The sequence below is a fragment of the Actinomadura sp. 7K534 genome (genome assembly GCF_004348575.1).
Classification (GTDB): Bacteria; Actinomycetota; Actinomycetes; order Streptosporangiales; family Streptosporangiaceae; genus Spirillospora; species Spirillospora livida.
Window position 1 is genome coordinate 1 of sequence record NZ_SMKB01000075.1, and the last position, 14,889, is coordinate 14,889.

15 protein-coding genes are annotated in these 14,889 nt (G+C 72.8%); 11 read left to right on the forward strand and 4 right to left on the reverse strand.

Annotation, left to right across the window (positions count from 1 at the left end; all coding sequences use genetic code 11):
- Positions 1 to 35 precede the first annotated feature (35 nt).
- The 3 genes from E1266_RS16855 (at position 36) to egtD (ending at position 3,238) form a co-directional block, all read left to right on the forward strand.
- Positions 36 to 1,484: an ergothioneine biosynthesis protein EgtB gene (locus E1266_RS16855; RefSeq protein WP_132047965.1), complete on the forward strand. Its 1,449-nt coding sequence runs from the start codon at positions 36 to 38 to the stop codon at positions 1,482 to 1,484.
- Positions 1,485 to 2,219 carry an ergothioneine biosynthesis protein EgtC gene (egtC, locus tag E1266_RS16860; protein ID WP_132047967.1) on the forward strand — a complete coding sequence of 245 codons (735 nt, stop codon included), beginning with the start codon at positions 1,485 to 1,487 and terminating at the stop codon, positions 2,217 to 2,219.
- Positions 2,220 to 2,284: 65 nt separating this feature from the next.
- Entirely contained in the window at positions 2,285 to 3,238 is a 954-nt protein-coding gene (egtD, locus tag E1266_RS16865; protein ID WP_132047969.1) for an L-histidine N(alpha)-methyltransferase, read from the forward strand.
- 48 nt (positions 3,239 to 3,286) lie between these two features.
- Here the strand turns inward: egtD and E1266_RS16870 are convergent, their stop codons facing one another.
- Positions 3,287 to 4,057, reverse strand: coding sequence for an SGNH/GDSL hydrolase family protein (locus tag E1266_RS16870; RefSeq protein WP_132047971.1), 771 nt, complete (start codon positions 4,055 to 4,057; stop codon positions 3,287 to 3,289).
- 268 nt (positions 4,058 to 4,325) lie between these two features.
- A complete protein-coding gene (locus tag E1266_RS16875) occupies positions 4,326 to 4,865 on the reverse strand; it encodes a cysteine dioxygenase family protein (RefSeq protein ID WP_132047973.1) in 540 nt (179 codons plus the stop codon).
- Between the two features lie 147 nt (positions 4,866 to 5,012).
- Here E1266_RS16875 and E1266_RS16880 point away from each other — a divergent pair, with 147 nt between their 5' ends.
- Positions 5,013 to 6,020, forward strand: a complete 1,008-nt coding sequence (locus E1266_RS16880; RefSeq protein ID WP_132047975.1) for a LacI family DNA-binding transcriptional regulator — start codon at positions 5,013 to 5,015, stop codon at positions 6,018 to 6,020.
- A 4-nt stretch (positions 6,021 to 6,024) separates the two neighbouring features.
- On the opposite strand, the gene E1266_RS16885 is transcribed toward E1266_RS16880, so the two are convergent.
- Positions 6,025 to 7,488, reverse strand: coding sequence for an aromatic amino acid ammonia-lyase (locus tag E1266_RS16885; protein ID WP_132047977.1), 1,464 nt, complete (start codon positions 7,486 to 7,488; stop codon positions 6,025 to 6,027).
- 155 nt (positions 7,489 to 7,643) lie between these two features.
- Here E1266_RS16885 and E1266_RS16890 point away from each other — a divergent pair, with 155 nt between their 5' ends.
- The 7 genes from E1266_RS16890 to E1266_RS16920 all read left to right on the forward strand — a co-directional run bounded on the left by E1266_RS16890 (position 7,644) and on the right by E1266_RS16920 (position 13,323).
- Entirely contained in the window at positions 7,644 to 8,792 is a 1,149-nt protein-coding gene (locus tag E1266_RS16890) for an ATP-binding cassette domain-containing protein (protein ID WP_132047979.1), read from the forward strand.
- Entirely contained in the window at positions 8,792 to 9,442 is a 651-nt protein-coding gene (locus E1266_RS16895) for an ABC transporter permease (protein ID WP_132047981.1), read from the forward strand. The genes E1266_RS16890 and E1266_RS16895 overlap by 1 nt, the downstream gene beginning before the upstream one ends.
- A complete protein-coding gene (locus E1266_RS16900) occupies positions 9,439 to 10,125 on the forward strand; it encodes an ABC transporter permease (RefSeq protein WP_132047983.1) in 687 nt (228 codons plus the stop codon). Before E1266_RS16895 ends, E1266_RS16900 begins: the two co-directional genes overlap by 4 nt.
- A 23-nt stretch (positions 10,126 to 10,148) precedes the next feature.
- Complete coding sequence (locus tag E1266_RS16905; RefSeq protein WP_132047985.1) at positions 10,149 to 11,069, forward strand: ABC transporter substrate-binding protein; 921 nt, start codon at positions 10,149 to 10,151, stop codon at positions 11,067 to 11,069.
- A 157-nt stretch (positions 11,070 to 11,226) separates the two neighbouring features.
- A complete protein-coding gene (locus tag E1266_RS16910) occupies positions 11,227 to 11,766 on the forward strand; it encodes a hypothetical protein (RefSeq protein WP_132047987.1) in 540 nt (179 codons plus the stop codon).
- Positions 11,767 to 11,854: 88 nt separating this feature from the next.
- On the forward strand, positions 11,855 to 12,472 hold the full coding sequence (locus E1266_RS16915) for a redoxin domain-containing protein (protein ID WP_132047989.1): 618 nt from the start codon (positions 11,855 to 11,857) through the stop codon (positions 12,470 to 12,472).
- Positions 12,472 to 13,323 (forward strand): cytochrome c biogenesis CcdA family protein, encoded by an 852-nt coding sequence (locus tag E1266_RS16920; RefSeq protein ID WP_132047991.1) that lies wholly within the window; start codon positions 12,472 to 12,474, stop codon positions 13,321 to 13,323. Before E1266_RS16915 ends, E1266_RS16920 begins: the two co-directional genes overlap by 1 nt.
- 13 nt (positions 13,324 to 13,336) lie before the next feature.
- On the opposite strand, the gene E1266_RS16925 is transcribed toward E1266_RS16920, so the two are convergent.
- Positions 13,337 to 14,203, reverse strand: a complete 867-nt coding sequence (locus tag E1266_RS16925; protein WP_132047993.1) for an endonuclease/exonuclease/phosphatase family protein — start codon at positions 14,201 to 14,203, stop codon at positions 13,337 to 13,339.
- Positions 14,204 to 14,889 lie beyond the last annotated feature (686 nt).

The following is a 14,889-nucleotide window of genomic DNA, read 5'->3' on the forward strand; positions in this document are numbered from 1 at the left end:
CCCCTGTCCCCGCCCCTGTCCGAGGAGGATGCGACATGACCCGGACGAACCCCCGGGACGCGCCCGCCGCGCACCCGGCCGCCGCAGACGAGGACGCGCTGAAGGAGCTCATCGCCGGGGAGCTCGGCGCGGTGCGCGACCGCAGCTTCGGCCTCACCACCGACGTCCTGGACGAGGCGGGCCTCACCTCGCAGGTGTCCCCGCTGATGTCACCGCTCGTGTGGGACCTCGCGCACGTCGGGAACTACGAGGAGCTGTGGCTGCTGCGCGCGGCGGCCGGTGCGGACGCGATGCGCCCGGAGATCGACGGCCTGTACGACGCGTTCGAGCACCCGCGCGCCGAGCGGCCGTCCCTGCCGCTGCTTCCGCCGGACGAGGCCCGCTCCTACATCGGCACGGTCCGGGCCAAGGTGCTGGACTCACTGCCGTCGGTGCGCTTCGACACCGCCGATCCGCTCACCTCGGGCGGGTTCGTCTACGGGATGGTCGTCCAGCACGAGCACATGCACGACGAGACCATGCTGGCGACGCACCAGCTACGCAAAGGCGCTCCGGCACTGCTCGACCCGGTCGCCGAGCCCCTGCGGAAGGACCCTTCCGCAGGCTCCGGGATAGGCGAGGTCCTGATCGAGGCGGGGCCGTTCCAAATGGGCACGTCGGACGATCCTTGGGCGTACGACAACGAACGCCCCGCCCATGTTGTCGATCTTCCCGCGTACTACATCGACGTCGAACCGGTCACCAACGCCGCCTACATCTCCTTCATGGAGGCGGGCGGTTATGACGACCCGCGATGGTGGGATCCCGCCGGATGGGAATGGCGCGCTCACCATGCCGGCAACCACCATGCCGGCAACCACCATGCCGGCAACCACCATGCCGGCAACCACCGTGCCGACGGCGCCGGCGGCAAACGCGCACCCGCCTTCTGGCACCGCGAGGGCGGCCAATGGCTGCGGCGCCGCTTCGGGCGGACCGAACCCGTCCCGCCGGACGAGCCCGTCCAGCACGTGTCCTGGTACGAGGCGGACGCCTACGCGCGGTGGGCCGGCAAGAGGCTGCCGACCGAGGCCGAGTGGGAGAAGGCCGCGCGCTGGGATCCGGCGGCCGGGCGGTCGCGCCGCTTCCCCTGGGGCGACGCCTACGAGGAGGGGCGCGCCAACCTGGGGCAGCGGGCGCTCCGCCCGTCCGAGACGGGCGCCTACGCGTCCGGGGCCTCGGCGTACGGGGTCAGGCGCCTCCTCGGCGACGTGTGGGAGTGGACGTCGTCCGACTTCGGCGGCTACCCGGGCTTCCGGTCCTTCCCCTACAAGGAGTACTCGGAGGTTTTCTTCGGCCCCGAGTACAAGGTGCTGAGAGGCGGCTCCTGGGCCACGCACCCGCTCGCCGTGCGCGGGTCGTTCCGCAACTGGGACTACCCGATCAGGCGGCAGATCTTCTCCGGTTTCCGGTGTGCGCGTTCCGTAGACGGGGAGTGGCGCTAGATGTGCCGCCATCTCGGCTACCTCGGGCCTGAGCGGACGCTGCACTCGCTCGTCTACGAGGGTGAGCACTCGCTGGAGACCCAGTCGTACGCGCCGCGCATGACGCAGGGGTGCATCCTCAACGCCGACGGCTACGGCGTCGGCTGGTACCGGGACGGCGCGCCCGTCCGGTTCCGGCGCGCCCAGCCGATCTGGACCGACCAGTCGTTCCGCGAGGTCGCCGGGGCCGTCCGGGCGTCCTGCGCGGTCGCGGCGGTCCGGTCGGCGACGGCCGGGTTCCCGGTGGACGAGTCGTGCGCCCAGCCGTTCCGCGCCGGGTCCTGGCTGTTCAGCCACAACGGGAAGATCGACGACTTCGGCGGCGCCGAGGGCCGGCTCCGGGAACTCGCCGGGGACCTCGCCGGGGTGCCCGACGCCCGCGCGCCGGTCGACTCGGCGCCGCTGTTCGCCCTCGCCGTCCGGCACTGGCGCGGCGGCGCCTCCCTCGGCGACGGCCTCGCCTCCGTCGTCGGGGAGATCACCGCGTTCGCCCCGGGCCGCTACAACCTGCTGGCCTCCGACGGCACGTCTCTGGCGGCCACGACCTGGGGCGACTCGCTGTTCGTCCGCGAGGACGCGGACCAGATCCGGATCGCGTCCGAGCCGCTGGACGGCGACGCCGGCTGGAAGGCCGTCCCCGACCGCTCCCTCGTCACCGCCGGGCTCGACGCCGGTGTGACGGTAACGCCCCTTTAAGGGCCCTTCGGGCGAAGCCCTGGGGGTCCGGGGGTCCGCCCCCGGAAACAGCTAAGGAGAACCACGTGGACCGGTTCCTGACCGCCGACGACCTCGCCAAGTCGCTCCGAAACGACGTCTGCGAGGGGCTGACCGGAACGCCCAAGACCCTGCCGCCCAAGTGGTTCTACGACGAGCGCGGCAGCGCGCTGTTCGAGGAGATCACGAAGCTGGGGGAGTACTACCCGACCCGCCGCGAACGGGAGATCCTCGTCGCGCGGGCGCCCGCCGTCGCCGAGGCCACCGGCGCCCGGACGCTGCTGGAGCTCGGCGCCGGGTCGGGGGAGAAGACCCGGCTGCTGCTCGACGCCCTCGCGGGCACGCTGCGCACGTACGTGCCGGTGGACGTGAGCGGCGACTTCCTGGAGGAGGCCGCGGCGGGGATCGCCGCCGACCATCCCGGCCTGGACGTCCGGCCCGTCGTCGCCGACTACGAGCGGCACCTGCACCTGCTGCCGGCCGGGGAGCGCCGCCTCGTCGCCTTCCTCGGCGGGACGATCGGCAACATGCCGCCCGCCGAGCGGATCGGGTTCCTCGGCGGCGTCCGCGCGACCATGTCCGGCGGCGACTTCCTGCTGCTGGGCGCCGACCTCGTCAAGGACGCGGGGCGGCTCGTCCGCGCCTACGACGACGCGGCCGGGGTCACCGCCGAGTTCAACCGCAACGTCCTGCGCGTCATCAACGCGGAGCTGGACGCGGACTTCGACCCGGACGCCTTCGAGCACCGCGCGGTCTGGGACGGGGCCGAGGAGTGGATCGAGATGCGGCTCCGGTCGGTCCGCGACCAGGAGGTCCGCGTGGGCGGCCTGGACCTCGCGGTGTCGTTCGCGGCCGGTGAGGAGATGCGCACCGAGATCTCCGCCAAGTTCCGCCGGGACCGGCTGGAGGCCGAACTGGGCGCGGCCGGGATGGAGATCGCGGAGTTCTGGACCGACGCGGACGGCGACTTCTCGCTCACCCTCGCCCGCCCCACCGGCTGAGCGCCGTTGGCTGAGCCAGGCCGGCTGAGCCCCCCCGGCCGGGCCGCCTCAGTTCTTGCGGGACGGCTCGGCCAGGCCGAGCCGCCGCAGGTCCCCGGCGAGCCGGGTCGCCACGTACCGGTGGCCCGCCTCGTTGGGGTGGGTGCGGTCCCGCTTGATGTACTGCGGCGCGTTGCCGATGCCGGTCAGCGGGTCGCCGGTGATCCACTGCTCGCCGATCGGGTCGACGAACGGGATGCCGAGCTGCCCGGCGAGGTTCTTCAGCGCGTCCCGGACGGCGATCGCCCCCTGCGGCGGCGTCCCCGTCCCCCAGATCGGCCCCATCAGCACGATGTGCGTGCCCGGCCAGCGCTGCCCGGCGCGTTCGAGCAGCACGTGCGCGGCGGCGGCGACCTGCGGTGCGGGGACGCGGAAGTCGTTGTGGCCGCCGGACACGATCAGCATGTCGGGCGCCGGCCGCCAGCCGAGCTGGCTCTCGAACAGCCCGAGGAAAGCGTCCCGGCGCTTCACGACGAACCCGGTGCCGGCCCGCCCGCCGACGACGACCTGCCAGCCGAGCAGTCGCGCCGTCGCGGACGCGTACGTGAACTCCGGCTGGACGCGCCCGTCCCCGACGGTGTAGCTGTCGCCGAGGAACATCACCACCGGGGGCGCGGCCCGCCCGCCGGCCTGCTTGCCGCCCTGTCCGGGGCCGTCGGCGGCCGCGGAGCGGTGCACCCGGCCCCCGATCGGGGAGCAGCCGGTCGCGGCCGCCACCGCCACCAGGCTGAGGCACAGCACCAGAGTCGCCGCGCCGCGTCGGGCGCGGCGAGATGTCATCGAGGACCACCTATCGTCCAGAGCCACCCGGGCTCGGGGATGAACCCGTATCTTACTGATCCACCGCCCCCGCCGAGCCCCCGTTCGAAACGGTGTGGCGGCCCCACGGCGGCCTCTCTCGGCGGTGGGAGCGGGTGTGACACTTCAGGGGCGGTGGGCGCTGGACGGAGTGCGGGTGCTCGGCCGATGTGAGCGGGCTCGGGCGGGCGCCGCCCCCGGTGGGCCCGGGCTCCGGTGGCCGGGCCCGCCGGGGCTCCAGCCTGAGGGCTCAGCCGGCCGCCGGGGCGGGCTCCTCCTCCGGCGAGCGGAGCTCCTCGGTGTAGTCGACGGTCAGGCGGCGCATCACGCCCGAGTCGTCGACGGAGTACTGGCCCAGGCGCGACAGCGGCGGCGAGTACGCGTGGATCGTGACGCTGGCGTCGGCCACGCCGGTGATCCGGTGGATGTGGTCGGGGCCGAAGCAGAACGACCCGCCCTCGGTGACGACGGTCCGGAGGGGCTCGCCGCCGATGCGGGGGTTGTTCTCCTCCACGGCTCCGGCGACGACGCGCACCGCCCCGGACGAGACGTCGTGGTCATGCCAGCCGGTGTCGTTCCGGGGCGTCCAGCACAGCAGCCAGACGTCCACGTGCTCGTCCCGGTAGAGCGAGGCGTAGTGGCGGGCGCCCTCGGGGAACGCGACGTGCTCCCGCCACAGCTCCGGCCGGCCCGCCAGGCGGTCGACCAGCTCGCGCAGCTCCCGCCGGTCCAGGGGGCGGCCGGGCAGGTCCGCGAGACCGGCGGGACGTGGCAGTACCTCGGACGACACGTTCTCCTCCTTTCCGAACGGCCTGGTCACGGCCGCTGAACCGGATCAGTTAACCGCATCAGTTAACCGATTCAGTGAACCGGTTCAGGGCGGTCGCGGTCAAGCCGGTCCGGCGCGGTGTCGGTGGCGGGCTCTAGGGTTGGGGGGATGCCGGACAAGCGCAAGCGCGCCACCATCCGCGAGGTGGCGCGGGCGACGGGGCTGTCGCCCGCCGCCGTCTCGTACGCGCTGCGCGGCATCCAGACCTCGGAGGAGACGCAGGAGCGGGTCCGCGCGGCGGCCGACGAGCTCGGCTACGAGGCGCACCCGATCGCCCGCGCGCTGGCCAGCGGCCGTACCGGGCAGGTCGGGCTGCTGTGCGGCTCCCTGGAGGACTACTGGCAGCAGTCGCTCGCGGTCGGCATCGGCCGGGCGCTGCTGGCCCGCGACCGCTACGCCCTGATCGTGGACGCCGGCGGCGACCCCGAGCGAGAGCTGGCCCTCGCCCGCCGGCTGCGCGACCAGCGGGTGGACGGCCTGATCGTCCAGCCGCTCGACCCGGCCGCCGCGCTGTGGTCGGAGCTGGCCGCGTCGGTCCCCGTGGTCTCGATCGGCGACGCGCTGCACGGCGGGCAGGCGCAGGGCGAGGTCGTGTTCGACAACCGGCGGGGTGTCACGCTCGCGCTGGAGCATCTGCGCGACCTCGGCCACGAGCGCCTCACCGTGTTCACCTCGACCCGTGCCAGCACCCCCGACCGGCCCGCCGACGTGCACGTCCACGCCGAGGCCGAGCGCCTCGGCCTGGCGGTCGAGGTGGTCTTCGTGCCGCAGTCTCTCGCCGCCGCCACCGAGGTCGCCACGCGCGTCCTCGCCGGCCCGGCGCGCCCCTCGGCGGTGTTCTGCTTCGCCGACTCCATCGCCTACGGCGTGTACGCCGCCACCCGCGAGCTGGGCCTCGCCGTCCCCGGCGACGTCGCCGTCTGCGGCTACGACAACCACCCGATGTCGGCGCTGCTCACCCCGCCGCTCACCACCGTCGACTGGGACATCGACGGCATCGTCCGGTCCGCCGTCCGGCTCGCCGTCGACGTCATCGACGGCAAGCCCCGCAAGCGGCGGGTCGTCCGCGAGCCGTCGCTGCGCGTCCGCGCGTCGACGGGCGGGCGGCCGGAGTAGGGGGTCAGGGATGCAGCCGGGCCAGTCCGGGCAGCAGATCCGCCGCGGCGGCGATGTCGGCGTCCAGCGGCCGGTCCTCGACGCGCGGGTCGAGCACGGCGCCGGCCATGTCGAACGCCGACCGCAGCGGCCCGCCGGACGGGGCGCGCCCCTGCATCCGCAGCGCCCGGACGGCGGCGAGCAGCTCGCAGCCGAGCCCGAGCCGGTACGCGGCGACGGCGTCGGTGGTCGCGCGGGCCGACTGGGTGGAGAAGCCCGCGTGCTCCTCGACGCCGCGCGACAGCACCGCGCTGCCGAGCGCGGCCGGGGTCGCCAGGCGGCGGACGTCGGCGAGGCACGAGTGCGCCACGTACTCCAGGATCATGATCCCCGAGGACGCCTCCGTCGCGCCCTGGAACGGGTAGAGGCCGGTGAACGCCGGCTCGGCGAGCGTCCCGAGCCGGGCGGCGGCCAGCGCCATCGTCTGGAACAGCGCGGCGCGGGCCGAGTCCAGCGCCAGCCCGACGTAGGCGGTGTGGAAGTTGCCGCCGTGCCAGACCGCCCGGCCCTCGACGTCCACGAGCGGGTTCTCGGCCGCCGCGTTGATCTCGCGGGTCACGACCTCCTCGGCGTAGCCGGCGGCCTCCAGCGCCGGGCCGTGCACCTGCGGGAACGCCCGGTACCCGTACGGATCCTGGATGCGCATCGGCGCGGGCCGGTCGAAGGCGAGCAGCGCCCGCATCGCCGCCGCCGCCTCGCCCTGCCCCGGATGCGGGCACGCGTCCTGCACCGCCTGCGCGTACGGCTCCTCCGAGCCGCGTACGGCGAAGTGCGACAGCGCCGCGGCGACCGTGGACGCGCGGAGCAGCTCGCGCAGGTCGGCCACCGCGAGCGCCGCCTCCCCGAGCGTGGCCGCGTTGGAGCTGATGAACGCCAGCGCGTCCGCCGAGCGCAGCCGGTAGCCGGGGCCGCGGCGCACCGTCCCGTCCGGGTCGGGGAGCCAGGCCCGCTCGCCGAGCAGGCACAGCGCGGTCGAGGCCAGCGCGGTCAGGTCGCCCGTCCCGATCGCCCCGTACACCGGAACCGGAGGAAGGAGCCCGAGGTTGAGCGCGTCCGCGAGGGCCTGCAGCACCCCAGGTTCGACACCCGAGCCGCCCGCCGCGATCTGGTTCAGCCGGATCGCCAGCATCGCCCGGACGATCTCGGGCGCGAGCAGCGGCCCCGCGCCCGCCGCGTGGCTGCGCAGCAGCCGCAGCCCGTGCGCGTCGGCGTCCTCCCACTCGACGTCCACCACGCGGTTCGCGCCGACGCCGGTCGTCCTGCCGTACACCGGCTGGGACGCGGCGACCTCGCCGGCCACCTCCCAGGCCCGCCGGGCGCGCGCGACGCCCTCCGGAGCGGTGACGATCGTCACGTCCTCGCGGGCGGCGCGCCGCACGCGGGCGCAAGTGAGGGATGTCCCATCGATAACGATTCGGCTGTTCTCCACGGCCTGAGGCTACTTTCCCGGTTTTCCAGGTAGGTAGGCTCCGAATTCGATGTTCCGGACAAGCTGGGACACTTCACTGACCGTACCCCCGGTTGCGGTCGGGGAGAAGGACGAACCGATCACGGCGTCGCGGGCGCCCGGCGAGGACGAGAACCTTGATCACCTTTGAGGGCGTGACCAAGCGCTACCCGGGCGGGACCGTCGCCCTGGACGACGTCAGCCTCGACTGCCCCACCGGCCGCATCACCGTGTTCGTCGGCACGTCCGGCGGCGGCAAGACCACCGCGCTGCGCACCATCAACCGGATGGTCGAGCCCACGTCCGGCCGCGTCCTCATCGACGGGCAGGACGTCCGCGAGCACAAGCCCGCCGAGCTGCGGCGCGGCATCGGCTACGTCATCCAGCACGCCGGGCTGTTCCCGCACCGCACCATCGAGGACAACATCGCGACCGTCCCGTACCTGCTGCGCTGGAACAAGAAGAAGGCGCGGGAGCGGGCGCACGAGCTGATGGAGCGGGTCGGGCTAGAGCGCTCCATGGCGCGGCGCTACCCGTTCCAGCTTTCCGGCGGGCAGCAGCAGCGCGTCGGCGTCGCCCGCGCCCTCGCCGCCGACCCGCCGATCATGCTGATGGACGAGCCGTTCAGCGCCGTCGACCCCGTCGTCCGCGCCGAGCTGCAGGACGAGTTCCTCCGCCTCCAGGACGAGCTGCACAAGACGATCGTGTTCGTCACCCACGACGTCGACGAGGCCATCAAGCTCGGCGACCGCATCGCGGTGTTCCAGACCGGCGGCAAGCTCGTCCAGGTGGACAGCCCGGAGACGCTGCTGGCCCGTCCCGCGAACGACTTCGTCGCCGGGTTCATCGGCCACGACCGCGGCATCCGGCGGCTGTCGTTCATCCCCGCCTCCTCGGCGCCGCTGAGCGAGCGGGACGTCCTGCCCGCCGACGCCCCCGTCGAGCGGGCCCGCGACGCCGCCGGCGGATGGGTCCTGGTCGTGGACGCCGACCGGCGCCCGCTCGGCTGGGCCGACGCGGCCGGCCTGCCCGCGTCCGGGGTTGTCGGCGACGCGCCCCTCGCGCCGATCGGGCACACCTTCGACGTCGCGGGCGACTCGGTCCGGGCCGCGCTCGACGCCGCGATCCTGTCGCCGTCCGGCCGCGCCGTCGGGGTGGACGCCGAGGGCCGCCTCGCCGGCGTCGCCGACCAGCAGGACCTGAGCACCGCCATCGCCCGCGCCGGCGCCGACCCGCGTCCGGCCGAGGCCGCCGAGGCCGCCGGGGCCGCCGGGGAGGGTGGCTGATGGAGTTCGACTGGGACTGGATCGCCCGCAACACCGACTCGCTCGGCGAGCACGCCCTCGTCCACCTGCGGCTCGCGCTGCTGCCGGTGGTGTTCGGGCTGCTCATCGCGCTGCCGGTCGGGGTGCTGTGCCGCCGCTGGGGCTGGCTCTACCCGCCCGCGCTGACCATCGCGAACGTGTTCTACGCGATCCCGTCGCTGGCGCTGTTCATGATCTTCATCCAGTACACCGGGCTCACCGCGTCCACCGTCATGATCCCGCTGACGCTGTACAGCCTGTCGGTGCTCGTCCCGAACGTGGTGGACGGGCTGGCCTCGGTGTCCGACCCCGTCCGGCAGGCCGCGACCGCCATGGGGTTCGGCCCGCTGCGCCGCCTGCTGCGGGTCGAGCTGCCGATCGCCGTGCCCATCGTCATCGCCGGGACGCGGGTCGCGGCCGTCTCGTCCATCAGCCTCGTCGCGGTCGGGCAGCTGATCGGCCAGGGCGGGCTCGGCTACGACATCATCCGCGGCTACCAGCTGTCGTTCCCGACGCAGATCATCGCCGCCACGGTCCTGATCGTGCTGCTGGCGCTCGTCACCGACGCGATCCTGGTCACCGTCCAGCGGCTGCTCACGCCGTGGGCGCGGGTGCGGGGGAAGATCTCATGAACGATCTCTGGAACCAGATCGATCTGTTCTGGACGTGGCTGACCGCCTCCTCCCAGTGGGAGGGCGACGACGGCATCCCGCACCGGACGCTGGAGCACCTCTACTACACGGGGGTGGCGCTGTTCGCCGCCGCCGTGATCGGCCTCGCCCTCGGCCTGCTCGTCGGGCACACCGGCCGCGGCGGCTTCCTCGCGGTCAGCGTCGCCAATGTCGCGCGGGCGATCCCTACCTTCGGCCTGGTGCTGTTCATCGTCGTGATCGACTACAGCATCACGCCGGTGCTGGTCGCGCTGGTCGCGCTGGCCGTCCCGCCGATCCTCGTCAACACCTTCGAGGGCGTCCGCGGCGTGGACGCCGACGCGAAGGACGCCGCCCGCGGCATGGGCATGTCCGGCTGGGGCGTGCTGTGGCGGGCGGAGCTGCCGATGGCGCTGCCGCTGATCCTGCTGGGACTGCGCACGTCCGCGATCCAGGTCGTCGCCACCGCGACCATCGCCGCCTACCCCGGTTTCGGCGGCCTCGGCCGCTACATCATCGACGGGCTGGCCCGCAACGACTACCAGCTCGTCGTCGGGGGCACCGTCCTGGTGGTGCTGCTCGCGCTGATCGTCCAGCTGATCTTCGCCGGCCTGCGCCGCCTCGTCGTCTCGCCGGGCCTGCTCGGTACCGCCCGTTCCTCCTGACCACCGAAACAGAGGAAAACGCAATGAAGAAACTGATCCGTGGCACGGTCGTCGGCCTCGTGGCCGCGCTGGCCCTGTCGGCCTGCGGCGGCGGTGACTCCGGCGACGACAACCCCCTGGAGGGCGGCGGTGCGAGCGGCACCATCACCGTCGGCGGCGCCAACTTCCCGGAGAGCAACCTGCTCGCCGAGATCTACGCCCAGGCACTGGAGGCCAAGGACCTCAAGGTCACCCGCAAGTTCAACATCGGCGCCCGCGAGGTCTACTACGACCAGGTCGTCAAGGGCGGCATCAGCGTCATGCCGGAGTACAACGGCGCGCTGCTGACCACGTCCGTCGACGAGAACAGCAAGGCCGCCACCACCGAGGAGATCAACGCCGAGCTGAAGGCCAAGCTGCCGCAGTCGGTCGAGATCCTCGACTCCGCCGAGGCGGAGGACAAGGACTCCGTCACCGTCAACCCGCAGACGGCCGCCAAGCACGACCTCAAGTCCATCGCGGACCTCAAGGGCGTCGCGAACGAGCTCGTCATCGCCGGGCCGTCGGAGTTCGAGACCCGCCAGCAGGGCCTCAAGGGCCTCAAGGAGGCCTACGGGATCGAGTTCAAGGAGTTCCGGTCGTTCGACGCCGGCGCCCAGTCCACGCTGGTGAAGCTCCTCACCGAGAACAAGATCCAGGCCGCCGACCTGTTCACCACCGACCCGACGATCCAGGAGAACAAGCTGGTCGTCCTCGAAGACCCGGAGAACGTGTTCAGCGCGCAGAACGTCACGCCGCTGATCCACAAGGAGTCGGTGAACGAGACGGCGCGGACGGCGCTCAACGCCATCTCCGCCAAGCTCACCACCCAGGACCTCCTCGACATGATGAAGCGCATCGTCATCGACAAGGACGACCAGGAGAAGGTCGCCGAGGACTGGCTGAAGAAGGCCGGCCTCGGCTGACACACCCCTCCGGAGCCCGCCGTCCTCGCGACGGCGGGCTCCGTCATGACATATCGGTGATATCGGCCGTGGAACGCCCAGGGGCGGGGACGGGCCGCGCCGCGCCGCCTCCTACGATCATGGCGTGGCCCCAGGCGGGCCCGGCGAAGGAGGACGAATGATCCGGCTGGACGTCGGCATGCCCGGGTCGATGTGGGGCGTCTGGCTCGGCTGCCTGGTCCCCGTGATCGCCCTGGTGAACCTGCTGTTCGGTGCCCTCGCCTGGATGTTCTTCACCGCGTCGGAGCTGCCGGCCGTGGGCGCCTTCTTCCTGCTCCCGCTCCTGCTGATCGACGCCCTGGTCGTCCTCACGCTGGTCCTCCAGTACCGCAACGCGTACTGGCTCGACGGCAGGATCATCGTCCGGCGCCTGCTGTTCGGCCGCCGGACGTATGATCTCGCGGCCGCCCACGTCAGCGCGGAGACCGCCCGGCCGGCCTGGACGAACTGGCGCGGCGGCGTCCTGCCCCGCCTGGTCGTGCAGGTGCCCGGGACCGCACCGGCCCGGATCTGGCTGCGCGACCCGTCCCGCGGCGGGGCGCTGCTGCCGCCCGGCCAGCTCGCGGCGCTGGCCCGCGCCGTCGACCCGGACCTCCGGCATCCCGTGGCCGGCAGGCTGTGGGAGCTCGCGTCCGATCCGCTCCGCGGCGCCGTCTGACCCGCCGGTCACCCGCCGGTCACCCGCCGGGGCGAACGTCATCGCTTCGTAAGAAGTGGCGGCGCCTCCGGCCGTTAGCGTGATGGGCATGAAGAAGGCGATCGTGACGATGGTCGGTGCCGCGCTGCTCGTGGCCGGATGCGGTGGTGGCGGCGAACCGACGAGCGCCGTCGAACCGACGAGCGAGGCGCCCACGAGCCCCGGTGCTCAGGGTTCCGGTGCTCAGGGTTCCGGCGCGCAGGGTTCCGGCGCGCAGGGTTCCGGCGCGCAGGGTTCCGGCGCGCAGGGCCAGGACGTCCCCGAGGCGCTGCGGTTCAAGGGCGAGACACTGGCCGGCGAGCCGTTCGACGGGGCGGCCCTGGCGGGCAAGCCGGCCGTGTTCTGGTTCTGGGCGCCCTGGTGCCCCAAGTGCCAGTCCGAGGGCCCCAACGTGGCCAAGGCGGCCGAGAAGTACGGAGACGAGGTCTCCTTCGTCGGGATCGGGGGCCTGGAGAAGGACAAGAACCGGCTGCGGGGCTTCGTCTCCCGGACCGGCACCGGGAACCTCACGCACCTGGACGACCGGACCGGCAGGCTGTATTCCCACTTCGAGGTGACCTCCCAGTCCTCGTTCCTGTTCATGGCGCCCGACGGCAAGACGAGCAAGGACTCCGGACCGCTGGACGAGAACGAGCTGAGCCGCCACGTCGACGAGCTGCTCGGCTGATGGAGCAGATCTCGCTCGCCCTGGCCGCCGGGCTGGTCGCGGCGTTCAACCCGTGCGGTTTCGCGCTGCTGCCCTCCTACCTGGCGCTGCTGGTCGCGACGCCGGGGGCGGGCGGGGTCTGGCGGGCGCTGCGGCTCTCGGCCGCGATGACCGCGGGGTTCGTCGCCGTGTTCGGCGCGTTCGGCCTGCTCATCTCCGTTCTGACGACCTCGGTCCAGGAGTACCTGCCCTGGCTCACCATCGTCATCGGCCTCGCCCTCGTCGTGCTCGGCGGGTGGCTGGTGACCGGCCGGGAACTGCTGGTCCGCCTGCCCCGCGTCCAGGCGGGCGGCCTGACGGGTTCGCTGGCGGGACTGTACGGATACGGCGTCTCGTACGCCGTCGCCTCCCTGTCGTGCACGATCGCGCCGTTCCTGGCCGTCACCGGGCTGGTGTCCGGCGGCACGGGCATCGCGGCCGGACTCGCGGCGTTCGCCGCGTACGGCATCGGCATGGGCCTGGTCGTGGGGCTACTGTCGATGCTGGTGGCGCTGGCACGCGAGGCGGCCGTGGCGCGCACCCGCCGGATACTGCCGCACGTCTCCCGCGTCAGCGGCGCACTCCTCCTCCCGGCCGGGCTCTACGTCACCTACTACGGCTGGTACGAGACGCGCCTCAATGCGGGGGCCTCGGCCGACTCCGCGGTTGTGGACACCGCCACCGAGGTCCAGGGCGCGCTCACGACCTGGCTGGACCGGCTCGGCGTCTGGTGGATCGCCGCCGCCTTCACCGTCCTCGTGGCCGCGGCCCTGGCGGCGCACCGTCTGCGGCGCGGCCGTATGGCGCCCGAGGAGGACGCCGCGCAACGGTGACCCGGCCCGCGACTCAGCCGATCCGGAGATGCGCGACGACGGGGAGGTGGTCGGAGGGGTAGAGCCCGCCGTCCCGGTACGGGTCGATCTCGGCCCACGACGTCCGCACCTGCCCCCGCGCCAGGATCCAGTCCAGCCGCCGGCCGCCCCGTTTCGGTGAACGCCACCGTCCGAGGGTGCCGTACTCGGTGCCGCGTTTTTGGGCCGTCGCCCACGTGTCCTGGAACGCGTCCGCTCCGGTGAGGACGGTGTACTCGGGCGACGTTCCGGCGGCGGAGTTGAAGTCCCCGGTCAGCACCACCGGGACGCCCGTCTGGAACCCGCGGACGCGGCGCAGGATCAGCTCGGCGCTCTTCACCCTCGACTCCGCCGACCCGTTGTCCAGATGCGTGTTCGCCTGGTAGAACACCGCGCCGGTGCGGCGATCGCGGAACTTGGCCCAGGTCACCATCCGCACGTACCGGTTCCCCCAGCTCGCGGAACCGATGGCGTCGGGGGTGTCGGACAGCCAGAAGTGGTCGAAGTCCAGGACGTCGAACCGCTCGGCGTAGAAGATCGCCAGGATCTGGTCCTTGGTGCCGCCCTGGGTGCCGAGCCCGATCCACCGGTGGTCCGGCAGCATTCGGGCGAGGTCGCGGATCTGGTGCCACCGCCCCTCCTGGACGCCAAGCAGGTCGGGATCATGCCGGCCGAGGAGACGCCCGACCAGCTTCCGCCGGGTGCGCCAGTCCCGTGGCGGCGGATCGTTGACCCCCCGCACGTTGTACGTCATCACCCGCACGGTCGCGTCGCCCCGCGCCGGCTCGGCCACCACGAACCCCGAGACGAGCACCAGCGCCCCGGCCGCCGCCAGCACCCAGAACCACCGGCGCCCGGCCATCACGCTCCCGCCCCGGCCACGGACCCGTCCCAACCGACACCCCACACACTCCGAACATCCCCGCCCGGACACGACCGATCAAGACCACTCACAACAAATCCCGCCGCTACCGCCGCTACCGCCGCCACCGCCGTCGATCGCGCTTCCCTCCGCCGACCCACCGGGCCGGTGAACGGCCGGGAAGCCGCCATGAAGTAAACCTGAAGCAGACCAGTGCTTGACTCCGCATGTCAGTGAACGGAGCGGCCAACGCTCCACCCCGGCGGGAAGGGAATCACTGACATGAGTGGAAGAAGTCGACGGTCCTGACAAGGTGGCGGGTGCTCGCACTGGCCGGAGCGGGGGTGGCCGCGGCGGGCCTGGCGATGGCCGGCCCCGCCTCACCGGCCGGGGCGTTGCCGACCTGCGGCTACGGCGCCGTCACCGAGCCTGGCCGAGGACCGTGACCGCACTGCTCCCGCTGTCAGCCTGCCCAACCTGGCTCAGCACGATGCCGCGTCGATACAGGGTCAATGCAGCGTCGATGCAGCGCAGCGCCGGGTGCGCTGGAGGTTTCTGTATTTCGCCCTGGTCTTGTCGGCATGTGTGCTGAAGCTCGCTCGACCGGCCCCGCCCTGAAGTGAGAGCCGCCTTGCTCTCACATTCTGGACACTCCCGAAGTCCGGGTTTCCGGATCGTTGCCAGCG